The following is a 19,008-nucleotide window of genomic DNA, read 5'->3' as shown; positions in this document are numbered from 1 at the left end:
CTCGCCGCCCGGCTCGCCGACCAGCCCGGTGTCACCGGCGTCACCTCCTACTGGGGCACCGGCGCCAAGGCGCTGCGCTCCAAGGACGGCCGGGAAGCCCTGGTCGTGGCCCGGCTCACCGGCGACGAACTGGCCGCCGACCGCACCCTGAAGGACCGTATCGCCGGGAAGTTCGACGGGCGGCAGGGTGACCTCAGTGTCCGGCTCGGCGGCAGTGTCGCCGTCCAGAACGAGCAGCAGACCTTCATCAAGGAGGACCTGCTGCGCGCCGAGGCCATCGCGCTGCCGATCACCCTCCTCATCCTCATGCTGGTGTTCGGCAGCGCGGTCGCCGCACTGCTGCCCATCGGTATCGGCGTGATCGCGATCATCGGCACCAACGCGGTGCTGCGCGTCCTCACCTCCTTCACCGACGTCTCCGTCTTCGCCACCAACCTCACCACCGCCCTCGGTCTGGGCCTCGCCATCGACTACGCGCTGCTGATCGTGCGCCGCTACCGCGAGGAGCTGGCCGCCGGCCGGGACACGGCGGGCGCGCTCGCCGTCACCCTCAACACCGCCGGGCGGACCGTGCTGTTCTCGGCCGCGACGGTCGCCGTCTCGCTCGCCGCGATGCTCGTCTTCCCGCTGTACTTCCTGCGCTCCCTCGCCTACGCCGGGATCAGCGTCGTGGTCCTGGCCGCCGGCGCGGCCCTGGTGGTCCTCCCGGCGCTGCTCGCCGTACTGGGCCACCGGATCGACGCCTGGGACGTACGCAAGCTCGTCCGCCGCCGCCCCGGCGCGCAGCGGCAGCCCGCCGCGGCCGGCGCGGCCTGGGCCCGGCTGGCCCAGTCGGTCATGAAGCGCGCCCCGCTGGTGGCCACGGGCACCCTCGCCGTCCTGCTGCTGCTCGGCGCGCCCTTCCTGAACGTCGACTTCGGCACCGCCGACTACCGCCAGCTCCCCTCCTCTGCCGACTCCCGCGTGGTGCAGGAGCAGATCCGGGACCAGTTCCAGGGCAGCCCCACCGGAGTCGTCGAGGTCGTCACCCGCAAGGCGCCCACCGGCCAACTGGGCTCGTACGCCGAGCAGTTGTCCAAGCTGCCCGGAGTGCTGCGGGTCGACGCGTCCACCGGCAGCTACACGCACGGCCAGGAGACCGGTCCCGGAGTGCCGGGCCGTACCGCCGGTGAGATCTCGTACCTCACCGTGGTGCCCGGCGTGGAGGCGGTCTCCGACGCGGGCAAGGACCTCGTACGGGACATCCGCGCCGTCGACGCGGACTTCCCCGCGTACGTCTCCGGTACGACCGCCGCGCTGATCGACAGCCAGTCGGCCATCGGACGCGGTCTGCCGTGGGCGGTCGGCATCATCGTGCTCGCCACGCTGATCCTGGTGTTCCTGCTCACCGGCAGCGTGCTGGTGCCGATCCAGGCCGTCCTGCTCAACGCGCTCAGCCTGACCGCGATGCTCGGCGCCGTGGTGTGGGTCTTCCAGGACGGGCATCTGTCGGGGCTGCTGGGCTTCACCCCGACCGGGAGCATCGAGACGGCCCTGCCGGTGCTGATGTTCTGCCTCGCCTTCGGACTCTCCATGGACTACGGCGTCTTCCTGCTCTCCCGGATCAAGGAGGAACGGGAGCGCACGGGCGACGACAAGGCCGCTGTGGTGGAGGGGATCCGGGGTACCGGCGGTGTCATCACCGCCGCCGCGCTGGTCCTCTCGGTGGTCATGGTGGCCATCGGCACCTCCCGCATCACCAACACGAAGATGCTCGGCCTGGGCGTCGCGCTGGCCATCCTCATGGACGCCATGGTGATCCGCACGCTCCTCGTCCCGGCCGTCCTCTCCCTCACCGGCCGCGCGGCCTGGTGGGCACCCGGTCCGCTACGACGGCTGCACGCGCGGTTCGGCATCAGCGAGGGCGGCCCGGTGACCGCCGTACCGGCGGCGGCTCCAGCCGATCCGGTGGACACTCCGGTCGCGTCGGCGCCGAAAGGGCAGCCGAAAGGGCAGGCGAAAGGGAAGGCCAAAGAGAAAGAACCGGCCGGCGCGGTGACCGGAAAGGCGTCCGACTGACGGCACGTCGTCACCCATGTAAAGCCAAGTGAGCCCCGAGTGCGGGAGGACCTCCACAGGTCCTCCCGCACTTTCTTTGGCTGAATGAGCTCCCTTTGGCCGGGCGCAAGCGGTCCCCGTTAGCGTCCGGGCTACCGCTCCGGCGGACGCCAGAGCAGCCTCGGGCGGACCGCCCGGCCATGGGCCGACGGCATCGCCGACACCGGCCCACCGATTACCGGAACGGCCCACGCGACCGGATCGCCGGATCAGCCCCATCAAGCCCCATCAGCCACACCCCACCCATCAGCCACACCCCACCCATCAGCACCCGCACCCGCACGCCCGGTTCCGGACCGAGCAGACCGGCCGGACCGAACCAGTTCGACCCACCAGTTCGACCCAGACCAAGGGGGGAAAGCCCGATGACATCCACACCACAGGCCGAGCCAGGTGAGCGGTCCGTACGCCGTGTCGCAGGCGGCGCGGGGAGCGCGGCGGCCGTCGACACGATCGTCGTCGACTACGGAGGTGTACTGACCAACCCGCTCGTCGAGACCTTCGTCGCCTTCGCCGAGCTGGCCGGGATCGACGCCGGCGACCTGGCCCAGGCGTTCCTGGCCGCGACGGAACGCCACGGGGACACCCCGATGGCCGCCCTGGAGACCGGCGAGATCACCGAGCGGCAGATGGTGGACCGGATCCTGGCCGAGCTGCCCGAGGGCGCGGGCCGGATCCTCGCGGACGGACACGGCTTCGGTGAGCTGTGGTTCCGGGGCCGGACCCCCAACGAGCCGTTCGTGTCGTTCCTGCGCGCCCTGCGCCGCGACGGGTACCGGCTCGCCCTGCTCACCAACAACGTCCGCGAGTGGGAACCGCTGTGGCGCGCCCAGCTCCCCGTCGACGAACTCTTCGACGTGGTCGTCGACTCGCACAAGGAGGGCGTCCGCAAGCCGGACCCCGCCATCTACCGGATCCTGTTCGACCGGCTCGGCACCACCCCGCAGCGGTGCCTGTTCGTCGACGACACCGAGGAGAACTGCCTGGCGGCGGCCGAGTTCGGCATGCGGTCCGTGCGGTTCGCCGACACCGACAGCGCCGTCCGCGAGATCTCGGCCCTGCTGCACCGCCCGGTGGCCGTGACCGCGGGAGCGGGTACGACCGGGGGTGCGCTGTGACGACGACACCCGTACTGATCGTCGGCGCCGGGCCCACCGGCCTCACCGCCGCCTGTGTGCTGTGGGACCTCGGAGTGCCCTGCCGGATCGTCGACCGGCGCTCCGGCCCCGGTATCGCCCCGAAGGGGCTGGTGCTGTGGAGCGGCGCGCTCGAATGCCTGGACCGTGTGGGTGTCGCCGCCCGGCTCGCCGAGACGGCGCTGCCGCTGGCCGGTGGGTCGTACTGGTCGAAGGGCAAGCGCATCGCCGGTGTGCGGTTCGGCGGCCTCACGGGCACCGCGTTCCCCGGTCCCCTCTGTGTCCCGCAGCCGGTGACCGAACGCGCGCTGCACGCCCGGCTGGAGGAGCTGGGCGGCACCGTCGAGTGGGAGACCGAGGTCACGGCGGTGACCGTGAACCGGGGCGGCCCCGAGGAGTCGGCGACCGTCACCATGAAGGCGGCCGGTGGCGAGGAGACGCTCACGGTGCCCTGGCTCGTGGCCGCCGACGGCGCCCGCAGCCTGGTGCGCGACACCGTCAACATCCCGTTCGAGGGGCACACCTTCGACCGTACGTTCCTGATCGGGGACGGCCTGCTGGAGGGCGCGAGCCCCGAGGCCGAGGTCCAGCACCACATCACGCCGGACGGCGTGCTGGTGATCGTCCCGCAGCCCGACGGCCACCGGGTCTTCTTCGACATGGAGCCGGACGACTGGCTGGAGCCGCCGTCGGAGCAACTGCTCCAGCGGCTCCTCGACGAGCGGGGGCCGGGCGGGCTGCGGCTGCACGGCACCTGGTGGACCAGCCGCTTCCGGGTGCACGCCAAGGTCGCCCCACGATTCCGCGAGGGCCCGGTGCTGCTGGCGGGCGACGCGGTGCACGCCCACACCACCGCCGGTGGCCAGGGCCTCAACACCGGTGTCCAGGACGGCTACGACGTGGGCTGGAAGCTCGCGACCGTGGTGCGCGGCGGCGATCCGGCACTGCTCGACAGCTACGAGGCCGAGCGGCGCCCCGCGTCCGTCCGGGCCGTCGCCAACGGTGACCAGCAGACCCGGATGTGGCTGCTGCGCAATCCGGCGGCACGGCTGCTGCGCAACACGGTGATGCGGTTCCTGTCCGTCACCGGCCTGCTGGAGAAGAAGGCGCTCCCGCTGCTCGCCCAGCTCGACCTCGACCACTCCGGGAGCCCGGCGGTGGCCGCGACCGACGCCGGCGCGGGAGTGCCCCGCGTGCTGCGGCCCGGCCGGCGCGCCCCCGACGCGGCGCTGACCCCCCTGCACGGCACGGTGGCGGAGTCGCTGCACGCCCATCTGGCGGCCGGCCGGCACACGTTGCTCGTGTACGGCGCCCAGGCCGCCGGTGAGTCGGCCGTGCGGGTCGCCCAGACCGTACGGGACCGGGGCATGGCGGACATGGCCCGCGTGCTGTGGATCCGCCCGGCGGACATGACCGCGGGACACCTCCCGAACTCTCCGCAACTCCCGCAGGACGGCGGCACGTTGGCCGTCGTCCGGGCGCAGGACGACACGCTCGGCGGATCCGGCGCCCAGTGGTGCGCGTATGTGCGGCCCGACGGTGTCGTCGCGGCCTGCTCCGGCCCGGACAGCCTCGACACGCTCCTCACCCGGCTGCCGTCCCGCCCGGCCCGCCCGGCGCCGGTACCGGCCGTACGCCCCTGACCCGGCTCAGCAATCCGATCGCGCCCATCCGATCGCGACACCGAGACTTCCCTGGAAGGACCAACCCGAACATGAGCATGTCCATGACCGCGCCCACGTCCGTGCCCACGTCCGCACCCGAGTCCGTACCCGCGTCGGAGCAGGCTTCGCTGCGCTCACAGGCTGCCGAGGTCGAGCTGAGCTACGACGCGACCGTGCCCCGCGCCCTGGTCCACCGGGCCTCCATCGCCGAGGTCTTCGTCACCGACTCGGCCGAGACCGGCGAGGAGGCCTTCGCCGTCGCCGCACAGCTGCCGCGCGGCCACCTGATCGGGGAGGACTCCCCGTCGTACGACTTCACCCTGCTGGTGGAGGTCGTACGCCAGGCCGGGGTGCTGGTCGCCCACCGTCATCTGGGGGTGGACCACGACGCGGCGTTCATCTTCCGGGACCTCAGTCTGCGGGTCACCGCGTTCGAACCGCTGCGCATCGGCCGGCGGCCGGCGGATCTGCGGCTCGACGTGGCCGTGCGGACCAAGCGCAACAGGGCGGGCCGAATACAGGGGTTCACCTTCATCGGGGAGGTCGAGGTCGACGGACGGCCCGCGATGCGCGGCGAGGGCGGACTGCTGATCCTGTCCAAGAGCGCCTACCGCGCGATGCGGAGCAGGCGCCCGATGCCGGACAACCCCGGCTTCCTGCTGCCCCGCTTCACGGCGGCCGAGCCGAGTGCCGTGGGGCGGCGCGACGCCAGGAACGTGTTCGTGACACAGCCCGTCGCGGACGGCGAAGCGGGCGGTTTCTCCTCCCAGCTGGTGGTGGACACCAGCCACCCGCACGTCTTCGACCACCCGCTCGACCATGTGCCGGGCCACCTCCAGATGGAGGCGGCACGGCAGTTGGCGGTGGCCTCCGTCGCCCGGCTGCACGGCCTCGACCCGCACAGCCTGTCGGTCGCCTCCATCGGCACCGACTTCACCAACTACGCCGAACTGGACCGGATCACCAGCCTGCGCGCCACGGTCGGCGGATTCCGTTCGGACGAGGAACTGGGCACGTTCACCGTCCCGGTCGAGGTGCAGGCGGTGCAGGAGAACACGGTCACCACCGCCATGCGGCTCGAAGTGGCCCAGTGGCACAGTGGAGTTGAAAGTTAAAGGAGAAACAGCGCCAGACTTCCGTACGTCCTCTCTGTCAAGTAATGTCCTCGTCAAACGGGCTGGTCTGACCGTCCCAGCCACACGGGGAGACCACTTTGATACGAATCCTGCTCGCCGAGGACATGCATATGGTCCGCGGGGCGCTGGTGGCCTTGTTGACCCTGGAGGATGACCTCCAGGTGGTCGCCGAGGTCGAGCGGGGGGACCGGATCGTCCCCACGGCACTGGAGTTCGAGCCCGATGTCGCCGTCATCGACGTCGACCTTCCCGGCCTCGACGGGCTGTCCGCCGCCGCCCAGCTGGCCCAGCAGCTGCCTTCCTGCCGGACGTTGATCCTGACCAGCCTCGGCCGGCCGGGAACGCTCCGCAAGGCGCTCGCGGCCCAGGTGGGCGGTTTCCTCCTGAAGGACGCACCGCCGGACCGCCTCGCGGACGCGGTGCGGGAGGTGGCGGCGGGCAAGCGGGTGATCGACCCCCAGTTGGCCCTGGCGGCCTTCGACAACGGCGACAACCCGCTGACCCCGCGCGAGACCGAGGTGCTGCGGATGGCCGCCGACGGAGCGGAGGCGGCGGACATCGCGCGCCGCCTGTTCCTCTCGGTGGGCACAGTGCGGAACTATCTGACCACCGTCGTGACCAAACTCAACGCGCGTAACCGCGTGGACGCGATCAGGGTGGCCAGGGACAGCGGCTGGCTGTGAACTGACGTACAGCCCGCCGTGAACCGACGTACAAACCGCTGTGAATCGACGCGCGAACCGGGACGGGCCGGGGCGATTCCGGTGCCAGGATCCACCGTGGCACCCGCCCCGCTCGTCCCGTTCGTCCTGGCCGGCCGGCAACTGGGCCGACGTGGCCGGGTGGCCCGCCCGCCGGGGGCCGGCGGGTGCTCAGTCGGCGCCCGGCTGGCGCATCGGCGCCGTGGCCCGGAGGACGAACCAGCCCGCCTCGTCCAGCCCGGACACCAGTTCGCCCCCGATCGAGGTCAGCCGGAACTGCAGGTTGCCCAGGCCGCTGCCGTCCGAGGTGGCCGACTGGTTCCCGGCGCCCAGGACGGCCTGCACACCGTCGTTGGCGATGGTGAGGGACAGTTCGCCCGCGTCCGTCGTCCAGCTCTCGATACGGCAGTTCTCGGCCTTGCTGTGGCGCAGCAGATTGGTGATGGCCTCCCGGAGCACGGTGGCCATGATGGTGCTCACGTCCCCGTCCGGGGGATCCACGCTGCAGTTCACCTCGGCCTGGATGCCGGCCGCCGCGAGGACCGCCTGTGCGGACACCGCCTCCGTGGACAGCGACATGTCCCGGTATCCCCGGGCGACCGTGCGGACGTCGGAGAGCGCCTGCCGGGAGATCTCCAGGATGCTCCGCAGCTCGTCCAGGGCGCGTTCGGGGTCCGTGGGGACGAGGCGGCACGCCAGTTCGCTCTTGAGCGTGACGGCGGACAGGCTGTAGCCGAGCAGATCGTGCAGGTCCCGGGCGAAGCGGAGCCGTTCCTGGGTGACGGCCAGCCGGGCCAGGTCCGTCTGGGCCGCCTGGACCTCGACGACCAACTGGGCGAGCCGGTTGAGGCCGTACACGATCAGCCCGGTCAGCACGGTGGACACGGCGATGTACATCGAGCTGAGCGGGTTCATGCCGAGCAGTGGTCCGGTCGCCCACGCCGCCGCCGCGACCAGCCCGAAGAGCGGCCAGGCCACCACGGGCCGGAGCACGAGCAGCAGGGAGGCTCCCAGGAAACCGGCCATCCCGCCCCAGCCGAACCCCAGGGCGAACAGCGGCAGATAGGTCAGCAGGGCCTGGAACGAGAGCGTCCACCGGTACCAGCGGTCCCGGAACCGCTGCAACCGCTGGGTGGTGTGCACCAGTTGGAGCAGGAAGACCAGGCTGAAGCCGATGGCCGCGGCGCCGAGAGCCAGCGGCCCCGGCTTCGCGTCCAGGATGTTCAGAAAGCCGATCAGTACGAAACCGCACTCGACGATCAGTACGACACTCCGGGCCAGCCGGGGCGGCGGGGCATTGAGCCCCAAGCCGCGCACCGTTCCGGACAGAGCGGAGTTGTTGCCGGCGCCGCCAGTGGTGGCGGATTCCCCTACGGGTGTGCCGGCGCGTTGTTCCGCGCGCGGTGCGGCTACCTCCATGAACGCCCCCTCACGCAGACGGGATCAAGGAGCACTCAGTGTAGGCGGGCGGGTTGAATTTCAAATATTATATGTACGACTCACGGACAAACTGCTTTTCCTACGAATGTTTCGTAGAGGTCCGGGAAGGTGCCCCCAGGGCGAATCCTCCGACACTCGGCTCGGTGAGCCAGTCGGTGCCGGTGGCGCGCGCGGCCAGTTCCACGTCGCCGCTGCCCAGCGCGCAGGAGGCCAGCCCCATCGCCGTACCGATCAGATACAGGTTCTGGATCACCGCGCCTACGTGCTTGAGCGTCAGCGCGTACGGCAGGCCGCTGTACTTCCACGACAGACGGTGGATGCGCGAGGTGATGGTGATGACCACGGCGGGCGGGTCGGGCAGCCCGGCGGTGATCTGTGCCTCCGCGAGCAGGTCCTCCGTCGCCGAGTCCGTGTCGCCGTGGCCGAGTTGCACCAGGCAGTGCTCCAGCGGGGCGTAGTAGTGGATGCCGGACGGGATGCCCGCGCAGTCCCGGACGGTGAGGTAGAACTCGAGCTCGTAGGCGCGGCCACCGCTGGGATAGGGGCGGTCGGTGTACCCCTCGTGCTGCCCGCTGTCACCCGTCGGCTCGTGCAGGCCGCGGACCCGCAGCGCCCGGTAGAGGAACTCGCCCAGCGTGGCGGCGGTCAGCCGCTCCGGGCCGTACGACCGGATGCTGTGCCGCTCCTCCACCACGGTGGTGAGCGGCGGGTCCGCCGCCGCCACCTCGGTCAGGGAGGGCCGGGCGAGGGCGAGACGTGGTCCGTCCGGCAGCGGCTTGACGGCCGGGGCGGGCGGCAGGATGTCGGCGAGCGGATAGGTGGCGCCGAAGTCCGCGTCGTGCCTGCCGAGCGTGGAGCGGCTGTGGAAGAGCAGATCGACGGCGGACCACGACCGCAGCGCCGGGTCCCGGTCCTCGGCGAAGGACGGGGCCGCGTCGCGGTTGTCCGTGCCGTTGTCGCGCGTACCCGCCCGGACGTGGTCGCCGGAGCCCGGCGGCGGCTGCTCGGCGGAGTGCACCATGCCGGTCCCCACCAGATGGGCGACGATCTCCGCGATCGCCGGGCCGGGCAGCGGCACGGCGGCGGCGATCTCGTCGACGGTGACCGGGCGGTTCAGCATGCTGATCACCCAGGAGGCCTCCGGACCGTGCAGGACGATCCGGTACAGCGACACGGGGGACTCCAGGACGAAGTCCTCGCCCTCCCTGCGCAGAAACGCGAAGCGGGACAGCCGCACCGGACTGCGCAGGGCGGCGAGGTCCTGCTGGTAGCGGGCCGACTGCGCGATCGGGACCACCGACAGCAGCAGTTGGTCGGCGCCCTCCAGCATCAGCGAACGCACCACCAGGTGCGGCAGCCGGTGCAGCACCCGCAGGATCTCGGCGGACGCGTCGGCGGCGGGCCCGTCGGCCGAGTGCCCCCCGGTGGCGGCCGGCCGTACGGCGCTCTCGGCGGCCATCTCGGCCATGACGTTGGCCAGTGAGATCGGGCCGAGGCTCATCCGCCGCAGTGCCTCGCGGACCATCGGGCGCGCCCGGCGCAGCCGGACCTCCCCCCACCGGCCGGAGAGCGACACGGACCCGTCCGGGCAGCCCGTGTCCACCAGGACGTCCTCACGGAGCGACCACAAGGAGAGACAACGCCTCTCGTTCTGCGCGGTCATGGTGGTGCTCAACAGCCTCTCGGCGGACACGGGAACTCCCGGGTGTACATGAGGGGGGACGGCACTGTGGGGGGCCGCGCGATTCATACGGACAGCGGACGTACGGGGGACCGCGGAAGTGCGGGGGACATCAGACGAACAGTGGTACGGGGTTGAGGTCTTCGTACGCCGTCGGCTCGGACAGCCGGCCGAGCCGGACGGGTACGTCGAACAACCGGCCCGGAGCGTACCGGGCCCAGAAGTGCCGCAGTCCCGGTACCACCACTTTCATCACCGGGAGCCCGATGTCGGGCCTGGTCTGGTCGAGCACCAGCAGGTCCATGCCGTGCCCGCGCAGCAGTTCGACGACGGAGTCGACGTCGTCCCGCAGGTCCGGACGGTTCCGGAAGCCGAAGTCGGCCGTACCGCGCGCCGGTTGAGCGGGGTCGGGCAGCAGATAGGGCTGGGTGCGCACGGTCGCCCCCCACCACCAGCCGAGCGCCTCGGGGGCGGTCGAGCCGTAACCCGTGCCGTCGGGGCGGGCGTCGGTCACGGCGGGCAGCAACTGGTTCAGCTCGGTCAGCGCGCGGCGCAGCGCGATCGCCGGGTCGAAGTGCGCGCCGAACCCGAACATGATGTCCTCGGCCGGTTTGTCGACGCGCCGCGAGAGGGCCGCGAAGACCGGGATGCCGAGGTCGGAGGTGAGGTCCAGGGCCCACACCTCACGGTTCAGATGCCGGTACACGTCGACCAGTTCCGCCGTCCAGCCGTCACCGAAGCCACCGGGCCCCTCCAGCCGTACCCCGGGCTGGCGGGTGCGGTTGTACCACCACAGGGCCACCGCGTCCCGCTCGACGAGTTCCAGGAAGCCGTGCAGGATCGCGTCCTCCGGGCTGCTGCCGGCGGCGTTGCCGTTGGAGTCGGCGCGCAGTGAGCGGCGGCCGGCCACCGGCGGGGACGCCACGTCGAGGGAGCTCTGGAAGTACAGCATGCCGGTCGGCAGCAGCCGCTGGCGTTCCTCGGTGAGCGACCAGACGGGGGTCCAGTCGACGGGGGCCCGGTCGTCGAAGGGTTCGGGAACGTACTGGAACGCGTCGTGCAGGGCGTTCCACCGGTCGCGGTCGCGGAACTGCCGGGCGGCGAACAACTGGCAGGTGTCCGGGGAGACGGCGTCGTCGCCCAGACCGCGCATACTGTCCCGGGTTCGCGGCTCGTCGCCCTGGAGGGTTCCGCTGTACCGCTCCAGCGCCTCGCACATCGCGCTGACCTCCGCGTCCAGCGCGGTGGCGCCCTTGCCGCCGCTGAGCTGGCGCAGACCGGCCCGCAGCCGGGCCAGATCGGTCCCGCCCAGCGCGGCGTTGCGCCCGGCCAGATAGCAGTGGGTGCCCGCCGGTGCCTTGGGGTCCCGGCGGATCTCCTCGATCACCCCGGTCACCGGGCTGACCAGCGGCAGATACCGGTCGTGGATCTCCTGGGCGGAACGGGCCCGCTGGCCGCCGCCCGCCTTGGGCCGGGAGGAGATCGTCACCGGCTGCCGTACCTGCCGGGCGACGAGAGAGGGGTCGCCGCAGTCCGGGCACTGGGGGCGCTGCCCGAGCTCGTGGTGACGGGTCTTCAGGGACAGGGTGTCCAGGGTCAGGACAGCGGACTGGCCCGGATGCCGGTAGCCGGCCAGCCACTTCGCCGCTTCAAGCGCGGTGAGCTGGGCAGCGGCGGCGGCGGACGGCGCCACCTGGGCGGTGGGCCGGGGCACCGGCCCGGTCAGGCCTAGCGCCCGGCGCACCGGGGCCTCGGACTGCCGGTGGCCGCGCAGCCGGTGGGCCAGACAGGACCAGCAGGGGCCGGCGCCCGGCCGGAACACCGGCCCGATCCACGCGGTGGACCCGCCGGGCCTGGCCAGCAGCCAGGGCCGGCCGGTGGCCCGGTGCAGGGCGTCGATCTCGCGCAGCTCGGGGTTCAGATAGTCGTCACAGACGACGAGGGACAGCCCGGCGGCGTCCGGACGGACGGCGGTACCCGGGCGGACTGCGGCGTCCGGGCGGACTGCGGGGCCCTCCCCGACCACGCAGTCCGCACCACCGTGAACGCCGCTGCCGTGAACGTCGCTGCCATGAACGTCGCTGCCCTGAACGCTGTTGTGGTGTACGTCGCCGCCGTGAACGCTGTTGTCGTGGGTGCCCACGCCCTGGGCGGCCCCGCCGTGGGTGCCGCCGTGGGTGCCGCCGTGGGTGAAGTCGGGCCCGGCGACCGCCAGTCCGGCCCCCCGGCACGCCTCCACCACTCCCTCGGTGCCCGCACCGCCCACCGCCAGGATCTCCAGCGGGGCGGCGGCCACCTGCCGCAGTGCCGACGTACCGTCGAGTCCGGCCAGCTCCCAGTACGCGAGAGCGGCGTTGGGGGCCGGGCCGTCGGCGGCCGGGACCGGTGCCGAGTAGCCCACGAGGCCGGCCTTCGCGAGCTTCCCGATGAGCCGGCTCACCTGCTCCGGCGGGATCCCGGGCGCCGCGTCCCGCAGGACGGCCGGCAGGTCCCGGGTGCCGTCGAGCAGGGGCACCAGCGCCTCGATGTGATCGCCCTGGAGCGCGGTCACGTCCCGGTCGGAGAGGAGATAGGCCGCGTCGTCGGCGACGACCTCGGCCCTCAGATGGCTGCGGAACCCCAGGAGCCGTCTGTCCTGTCTCTCGTGCGTGCTCGGCACCTGTTGCGCGGGACGCTCGCCGAAGACGGCGGTCACCGAAGGACCGCGCGGGGGCCGGGGTTCAGGGGCAGCTCGTCCGACAGGCAGAAGCAGAGCTGCGCGTGGGCGGTCGTCGGCCGGGTGAGCTCCTCGATGGTCAGTTCGCACATCGGGTCCTCGGGCAGAGCCGGCGGCTGCTGGCCGTGGGCCAGCGTGACGCCGAACTCACTGAGCACCGTCATCGCGTCCGCCCGGTAGCGCCGGAAGAGCTCCGGTTCGAGCCACGCGTTCGCGACCAGTTCCGAGAAGCGCAGTTCCTGATCGAGGCGCTCGGCCTCGGCCGTGCCGCACGTACCGCTGACTGTGGGAATGACGCCTTCGTGCACGTTACCCTCCGCGTTCAACCTGTGTGTGGATCGGGAGCCGTCGTGACCGGACCGGCACAAAGGATTCTTCGGGCAGCGGGCCCGCTACCGACAGTGTTCTGTTCATGCCTCACCTGTGAATTCGTCATGGCCCACCGCCTAGGAAATTCATATGCGGGCGGTGAAGGGCTCACTGGGGGCACAGGGGTCCGCCGTGCCACTGTGGAGGGCCCCGAACGAAAGCCAAGCGGTTTGGCCGGAGGGAGAACCACATGGAGGTCCGGGTCCTGGGGCCGTTCGTCGCCCAGCTCGACCACACGTCCGTAGTGCCCAGCGCGGCCAAGCCCCGTCAGGTGCTCGCGCTGCTGGCACTGCACGCCGGTCAGGTCGTGACGGTGTCCACCCTGCTCGACGAACTCTGGGGAGACGCACCGCCGCGCACCGCTCCCGCGACCCTGCAGACGTACATCACACAGCTCCGCCGCAGGCTGGCCACCGCGCTCGGCCCGACCGCCGTACGCGGCCCCAAGGACGTACTGTGCACCCGCTACGGGGGTTACGCCCTGGACGTGGCGGGAGCCGACGACGCGACGGAGTTCCACCGGCTGTCCACGGCCGGGCAGGCGGCGCTGCGCCGGGGAGCCGACCGGGAGGCGTCGGTGCTGCTGCACCAGGCGCTGGCGCTGTGGCGCGGGCCGGCCCTGGCCGACGTACAGATCGGCCGGGCGCTCCAGGTCGAGACGGTACGTCTGGAGGAGACCAGGCTCGGTGCCCTCGACGCCAGGATCGAGGCCGACATACGGCTCGGCCGGCACGCCGCGCTGCTCGGCGAGCTGACGGCCCTGGCGGCCCAGCACCCCCTGCACGAAACGGTCCACGCCCAGTTGATGCTGGCGCTGTACCGCTGCGGCCGTCCTTCCCACGCCCTGGGCGCCTACCAGCGGCTGCGCCAGTGCCTGGTCAGGGAACTCGGCCTGGAACCGTCGACCCGCCTGCGCCGCCTCCACCAGGCGATCCTGCGGGCGGACCCGGTCCTGGAATCACCGGACCCGACGACGGCGGACGGCGCGGAACTGCGCATGACGCCGCTGACACCGGCGGCGGTCTGACCGCCGGCCGCGGGCGTGACCGCCGGGGGCCGCTTCTGCGGTCGGCGGTCGGCGGTCGGCGGTCGGTGGTCGGCGGTCTGTGGTCTGTGGTCTGTGGTCGGCCGTCGGCCGGGAGTGTGGAGTGTCGGCCGCTCGCGGCTGCTGCTCTCCTGGGCTCCTGCTCTCCTGCTCTCCTGCTCTCCTGCTCTCCTGCTCTCCTGGACTCCTGGGCTCCTGGGCTCCTGGGCCGATTTCGCGCCGGTTCCGGGCGGACCCGTTCCCGGTGTCCGGGTGGCCCACCGGGGTCTCCCCGGGCGACCGGCCCGGTCGCGGAGCCCGGCGGTACGGCCGGCCCGCGCCGCCGTACCGTCCAGGCCGCCCCAGTCGCCCAAGTCACCTGGGCTGCGGTGCCGTTGACGTTCGGCCAGGTGGCGCGCGTCAGCGGTCATGGCACGAGTCACGCCCCGCAACTCCCGTACCACTACGCGCCCCGCGCGTTCGCCTCGTCCCGGTCGACGCCGTTCGGGGGTGTTTGGCCGTACTTAAGCGCCGCTCCCGACTCTGAGGACAACGCGGGTTCTGGCCACCCGGTGGCCATCGCGTACCGAGAGGAGCTCCGGGCACAATGACGCGATATCTGAGACGCGGTGACACGCGCCAAGACGGTCGCCTGCGCATGTTCTGCTTCCCCTACGCGGGCGGCGGCGCCTCCGCCTACGCGGGGTGGCAGCGCTGGCTGGGAGACGGGGTCGAGGTGCTGCCCGTACAACTGCCCGGCCGCGAGGGCCGGATGGCGGAGCCGCGCTTCACCGATCTCCCCACGCTCGTGGCGGACCTGGACCGGGAACTCGGCGAGGCGCTCGACGGCCCCCATGTGCTTTACGGCCACAGCATGGGTGCCCTCGTCGCCTTCGCCCTGGCCCAGTACCGCCGGGCCCGGGGGGAACGGCTGCCCCTCGCGCTTCTCCTCGGGGCTCATCGTGCCCCGCACCTGCCCGCCCCGCCGATCACCCACGGCTATGTGGCCGACGACATGGAACTCGTGCGCGGACTGGCCGCGTTGGGCGGTCTGCCCCGGGTACTGCTGGACCGCCCGGAGTGGCTGGCGGCGCTGCTGCCCGTCGTCAGGGGCGACCTGATGCTGTGCGACGGTGCCGGGAGCGTGGACCGTACGCCGCTGCCCGTTCCGCTGCACACCTTCGCCGGGGCCGACGACCGGCTGGTGACCGTCCCGGAGATACGGGAGTGGTCCCTCTATTCGGAGGAGGCCTGCGAGACCACGGTGGTGCCGGGCGGCCACTTCTTCATCAGGGACAAGGAGAGCGTCTTCCTCGACCGGCTCGCACAGGTACTGAGCCGCTACACCGACATCGCCGACCTGCTGGGCATGGACCTGGTGGGGGCACCGAGCGACTGACCACCGGCCTCCGGCACGGGGGGTGCCCGGCAGCCTGGGGAATCATGCCCGACCCAGGCGCCCCGGGCACGACCCGCCGGACAGCCCCCGACAGGCCGCCTCTCCGCGAACTCACACCGGGGAGGCGGCCGTTCGTCCGTCCGCCCAGGAGGATCCGGTGTGACCGGCGTGACCGGCCTCGCGGATTCGCTCCGCGCGGGGCTCGCGCCGTCGGTCCGGCAAGCGTGGGCGGCGCTCTCAGCAACTCTCAGCTCTCGGTCACGGCTTCTGCGGCACGTCGTAGTCACGACCTGCCGCAGAGACGTCGAGCGCGGTGGCGAACCCGTGAGCGGTAGGCGTGTGCCCGGAAGGGACCTGGGGTGCCGGGGCCCCGGCACCCACGGGGTCCAGGGCGAACCCGGCCTTCACAGCGCCGAGCCCGCCAGTGGGGACACCGAGCCCGTAAGTGGGGACACCGCTCACGCCGGCGGGGACACCGCTCCTGCCTTGGGTACCGGTTCCGCTTCGGGCACGGTTCCGCCAGGACCGTCGGGCGTGGCCCGCGTGTTGGGCGTACCCGCCGTACCCGATGCACCCGCCGTACCCGATGCACCCGGCGTACCCGAAGCACCCGGCGTATCCGGCGTACCCGCGCGGCCCGGCATCAGCAGTGCGGCGACCACCGCGCCGCCCGCGACCACGGCCGCCGCCGCCGTCAGGCCGACGCCGGCGGCGTGGTCGAAGGCGGCCCGCGCGGTCGCGGCGAGGGCCTGGCCGGCGTCGCCCCCGGTGCGCTGGGCGAGTTCCAGGGCGCCGTCCAGGGTGTGCCTCGCCGCCCGCGGCCCGCCGGAACGGGACATCTCACTCGTGTAGCTGTGGGCGAGCACGCTGCCGACCACGGCGACGCCGAGCGCGTTGCCGAACTCCTGCATCGTCATGTCCAGCGAACCGGTCGCCCCGGACCTCTCCGGCGGCACCAGGGACATCACCACGTCGGTGGTGGGCCCCATGGCGAGCCCGAAGCCGATCCCCGCCAGGACCAGCCCGGCGAGCACGGGCGGATACCCCTCGCCCAGCCTGCCGAGGACCAGCACACCCGTCGCCCCGACCCCCAGGCCGACGGCCACGCTCCCGCCGGGACCGACCCGGCGGACCAGCGCGGGGCACACCAGCGTGCCGAGCAGTACGGCGAACGCCACGGGCATCACCGCGAGCCCGGCCCGCAGCGACCCGTAGCCGAAGGCGAACTGGAGCCGCTGGGTGAGTACGAAGAGCGTGCCCGCCAGGCCGAACATCAGCAGCATGATGCTCACGCTCGCCCCGATGAACGGCGCCCGGCGCAGCAGGGCGAAGTCCACCATGGGGTACGGGTGCCGACGCTCCCACAGTACGAAGCCGACGCCCGCGACCGCGGCCACCGTGAAGCCGGTGACCGGCCCCTGGCCGGTCCAGCCGTGTTTCGCCGCCTGGATCGTCCCGAAGACCAGCCCCACCATGACGCCCGTGCCGAGCAGCGCGCCGAGCGGGTCGGGGCGGCGCGGCGAGGGATCCGCGGACTCGGGCAGCAGCAGTGCTCCGGCGATGACCACCACGGCGACCGGCAGCAGGTTCACCACGAAGATCGACCCCCACCAGAAGTGGCCGACCAGGGCGCCGCCGACCACCGGCCCGGCCGCGACCCCCAGCGCGGAGGAGCCGCTCCACACGCCGATCGCCCGCGCCCGCTCGGCCGGGGGGAACACATCGACGAGGACGGCGAGTGTGCCCGGCATGATGCACGCCGCGCCCAGCCCCATCAGCACTCGCGCGCCGATGAGCTGGCCGGTCCCGTCCGCCGTCATGCCGACCACCGAACCCACGCCGAAGACGGTGGTCCCGAGCAGGACCGCGCGCTTGTGGCCGAAGCGGTCGGAGAGCGTCCCGGCGGTGAGCAGCGCCCCGGCGAGGGCCAGGGCGTAGCCGTCCACGATGAACTGGATCTGGCCGACGTCGGCGTCGAGGCTCCGCATCATCTGGGGGATGGCCACGTTGAGTAGGCCGTTGTTGAGCACGATCGAGAAAAGGGCGAGAGAGAGCACACCGAGGATCCACCAGCGGCGGGGATCCGCGGTCTCGGTGCTGGTCATCTGTGGGGCCTCCGTCAGGGGTGGGCACAGTGGTCGGCGCCACCCTCACCGGACCCGCTGAAGAGAGCCTTGCGGCGGGCATCGCGGCACGACCGGTCCACGCGCCCTCGCCCGCCATCTCGCCGACGTCCGCTCAAGCGGTACTACAGCGCCGCTCCATACGGTCGCGGCCGGTGCTGCCCACGGCTGAGTGGCGGCGATCACTGAAGGAGGTGCCATGGAGATCCCGGTACGGCTACGGCAGACCCGCTCCGCACTACTGCTGACCTTTCTCGTCCACGGCGCGATCTTCGCGCTGCTGGTCACCCGTATCCCGGCGATCCAGGACCGGTACGGGCTCAGCGACGCCCAGTTGCCGCTCTTCCTCGCGGCGGTGCCCATCCTGGCCGGTACCGGCAGTGTCACCGTCTCGCGGGTGGTGCGCCGGGTGCCCGCGCCCGCCGTGGTGCGGGTCGTCCAGCCGGTGCTCTGTGTGGGGCTGGTGGGGGTCGGGGCGGGCGACGCCCTCTGGCAGCTCATGATCTGCCTCGGGCTCTTCGGGCTGCTGGTGGGCGTCATGGAGGCGAGCCTGAACATGACGGCCCTCGGGGTCCAGCGTGCCTACGGGCGCAGCATCATGATGGGCTTCCACGGCGCCGCGAGCCTCGGCGGCATCCTCGGCGCGCTCCTCGCCTGGGCCGGGGCGCACTGGGGGTTCTCCCTGTCCACCCTGTTCGCCGGCGCGGTCGTCCTGCTGCTGCCGGCCGCGCTGGCGGCGGGCCCCCGCCTCACCCGGAGGTCCGCCGAACCGCTCGCGGCCGCCGAGCCGACCGCGGAGGTCTCCGCGCCGAAGTCCGGCGGACGACGCGGCATCCCCTGGAAGCCGCTGCTGCCGCTCTGCATGATCATGACCGTGGCCGTCGTCGCCGACTCCACCGTCACCAACTGGAGCGCCAAGTTCCTTGAGGACACCCTGCACAGCTCGGAGGCGATGGCGACCGTGCCGTACGCCCTCTACATGGCGGCCACGCTGCTGGGCCGTCTGCTCGGCGACAACTGGGTGCAGCGGTGGGGAGCGGTGGCGGTGGTACGGGCGGGCGCGCTGCTCGCCGCCGTCGGGTTCGCCGTCGTCGCCGCCTCGCCGGAGCCGCTGACCGGCATCCTCGGCTTCGCCGTCCTCGGCGCGGGCCTGTCCGTGATCGCCCCGCAGATCTTCGTGGTCGGCTCGCAGCGGCTCCCGGACGCACCGGACACGGCCGTGGCCCGCGTCAACCTCTTCAATTACGTGGGCTTCCTGATCGGCCCGCCGCTGGTCGGCGCGGTCGGCGCGGCTGCCTCGTACCGCGCGGCGATGGGCGTACCGCTCGTACTGCTCCTGGGCGTACTCCTGATCGCCCGCTCCCTGGCCACCCCGCCCGCGACCGACTCCGCCACGCGCGCCCCGCACCCGAAGCCCACAACGACCACAGTCGGCTGACGGTTCGCCCGCCCCCGCGAACCGCCAGCACGGCCCGTACCCCGGCTGCCAGACAGGCACCCGGGGCACGGCCGTATCCAATGC

At 72.3% G+C, this 19,008-nt stretch carries 13 protein-coding genes; 8 read left to right on the top strand and 5 right to left on the bottom strand.

The genetic code is table 11. The annotated features are described in order from the left end of the window. The 5 genes from AOK08_RS21390 to AOK08_RS21370 form a co-directional block, all read left to right on the top strand. A partial coding sequence (locus AOK08_RS21390; protein WP_055528462.1) for an MMPL family transporter occupies positions 1 to 2,058 on the top strand: 2,058 nt, incomplete at its 5' end. A gap of 404 nt (positions 2,059 to 2,462) precedes the next feature. Next, a complete protein-coding gene (locus AOK08_RS21385; protein ID WP_079054175.1) occupies positions 2,463 to 3,215 on the top strand; it encodes an HAD family hydrolase in 753 nt (250 codons plus the stop codon). Then, positions 3,212 to 4,876 carry an FAD-dependent monooxygenase gene (locus AOK08_RS21380; RefSeq protein WP_055528460.1) on the top strand — a complete coding sequence of 555 codons (1,665 nt, stop codon included), beginning with the start codon at positions 3,212 to 3,214 and terminating at the stop codon, positions 4,874 to 4,876. The genes AOK08_RS21385 and AOK08_RS21380 overlap by 4 nt, the downstream gene beginning before the upstream one ends. A gap of 71 nt (positions 4,877 to 4,947) precedes the next feature. After that, complete coding sequence (locus tag AOK08_RS21375; RefSeq protein ID WP_241827038.1) at positions 4,948 to 6,012, top strand: ScbA/BarX family gamma-butyrolactone biosynthesis protein; 1,065 nt, start codon at positions 4,948 to 4,950, stop codon at positions 6,010 to 6,012. A 98-nt stretch (positions 6,013 to 6,110) separates the two neighbouring features. Next, positions 6,111 to 6,716, top strand: a complete 606-nt coding sequence (locus AOK08_RS21370; RefSeq protein WP_055528458.1) for a response regulator transcription factor — start codon at positions 6,111 to 6,113, stop codon at positions 6,714 to 6,716. Between the two features lie 189 nt (positions 6,717 to 6,905). On the opposite strand, the gene AOK08_RS21365 is transcribed toward AOK08_RS21370, so the two are convergent. From AOK08_RS21365 to AOK08_RS21350, 4 genes are all read right to left on the bottom strand, one after another. Next, positions 6,906 to 8,153, bottom strand: coding sequence for a sensor histidine kinase (locus tag AOK08_RS21365; RefSeq protein ID WP_055528455.1), 1,248 nt, complete (start codon positions 8,151 to 8,153; stop codon positions 6,906 to 6,908). Between the two features lie 100 nt (positions 8,154 to 8,253). Beyond that, the gene (locus AOK08_RS21360) at positions 8,254 to 9,867 is read right to left on the bottom strand and encodes a SagB/ThcOx family dehydrogenase (RefSeq protein WP_055528453.1); all 1,614 of its coding nucleotides are present in this window, start codon (positions 9,865 to 9,867) and stop codon (positions 8,254 to 8,256) included. A gap of 100 nt (positions 9,868 to 9,967) precedes the next feature. Next, positions 9,968 to 12,550: a TOMM precursor leader peptide-binding protein gene (locus tag AOK08_RS21355; RefSeq protein ID WP_055528452.1), complete on the bottom strand. Its 2,583-nt coding sequence runs from the start codon at positions 12,548 to 12,550 to the stop codon at positions 9,968 to 9,970. Next, positions 12,547 to 12,879, bottom strand: coding sequence for a TIGR04351 family putative TOMM peptide (locus tag AOK08_RS21350; protein WP_079054174.1), 333 nt, complete (start codon positions 12,877 to 12,879; stop codon positions 12,547 to 12,549). The genes AOK08_RS21355 and AOK08_RS21350 overlap by 4 nt, the downstream gene beginning before the upstream one ends. 251 nt (positions 12,880 to 13,130) lie before the next feature. Between AOK08_RS21350 and AOK08_RS21345 the strand changes: the two genes are divergently transcribed. Together AOK08_RS21345 and AOK08_RS21340 are read left to right on the top strand one after the other, a co-directional pair. Then, positions 13,131 to 13,967 (top strand): AfsR/SARP family transcriptional regulator, encoded by an 837-nt coding sequence (locus tag AOK08_RS21345; protein ID WP_055528450.1) that lies wholly within the window; start codon positions 13,131 to 13,133, stop codon positions 13,965 to 13,967. 604 nt (positions 13,968 to 14,571) lie between these two features. Then, positions 14,572 to 15,363, top strand: coding sequence for a thioesterase II family protein (locus AOK08_RS21340; protein ID WP_241827037.1), 792 nt, complete (start codon positions 14,572 to 14,574; stop codon positions 15,361 to 15,363). A 458-nt stretch (positions 15,364 to 15,821) separates the two neighbouring features. Here the strand turns inward: AOK08_RS21340 and AOK08_RS21335 are convergent, their stop codons facing one another. Continuing rightward, complete coding sequence (locus AOK08_RS21335) at positions 15,822 to 17,468, bottom strand: MFS transporter (protein ID WP_063794104.1); 1,647 nt, start codon at positions 17,466 to 17,468, stop codon at positions 15,822 to 15,824. A 217-nt stretch (positions 17,469 to 17,685) separates the two neighbouring features. On the opposite strand from AOK08_RS21335, the gene AOK08_RS21330 reads away from it, so the two are divergent. Then, a complete protein-coding gene (locus tag AOK08_RS21330) occupies positions 17,686 to 18,924 on the top strand; it encodes an MFS transporter (RefSeq protein WP_055528447.1) in 1,239 nt (412 codons plus the stop codon). The last annotated feature ends 84 nt before the right edge of the window (positions 18,925 to 19,008 follow it).

Source organism: Streptomyces graminilatus, assembly GCF_001418565.1.
In the GTDB taxonomy this organism is placed as follows: Bacteria; Actinomycetota; Actinomycetes; order Streptomycetales; family Streptomycetaceae; genus Streptomyces; species Streptomyces graminilatus.
Note: the sequence above shows the minus strand (reverse complement) of the source record. Positions and strands in the feature narration are given on the sequence as shown.

Excerpts from the sequence above, each read along its gene's own strand:
- AOK08_RS21385 (WP_079054175.1), top strand. The coding sequence starts at position 2,463 with ATGACATCCACACCACAGGCCGAGCCAGGTGAGCGGTCCGTACGCCGT.
- AOK08_RS21375 (WP_241827038.1), top strand. The coding sequence starts at position 4,948 with ATGAGCATGTCCATGACCGCGCCCACGTCCGTGCCCACGTCCGCACCC.
- AOK08_RS21365 (WP_055528455.1), bottom strand. The coding sequence starts at position 8,153 with ATGGAGGTAGCCGCACCGCGCGCGGAACAACGCGCCGGCACACCCGTA.
- AOK08_RS21345 (WP_055528450.1), top strand. The coding sequence starts at position 13,131 with ATGGAGGTCCGGGTCCTGGGGCCGTTCGTCGCCCAGCTCGACCACACG.
- AOK08_RS21340 (WP_241827037.1), top strand. The coding sequence starts at position 14,572 with ATGACGCGATATCTGAGACGCGGTGACACGCGCCAAGACGGTCGCCTG.
- AOK08_RS21335 (WP_063794104.1), bottom strand. The coding sequence starts at position 17,468 with ATGACCAGCACCGAGACCGCGGATCCCCGCCGCTGGTGGATCCTCGGT.
- AOK08_RS21330 (WP_055528447.1), top strand. The coding sequence starts at position 17,686 with ATGGAGATCCCGGTACGGCTACGGCAGACCCGCTCCGCACTACTGCTG.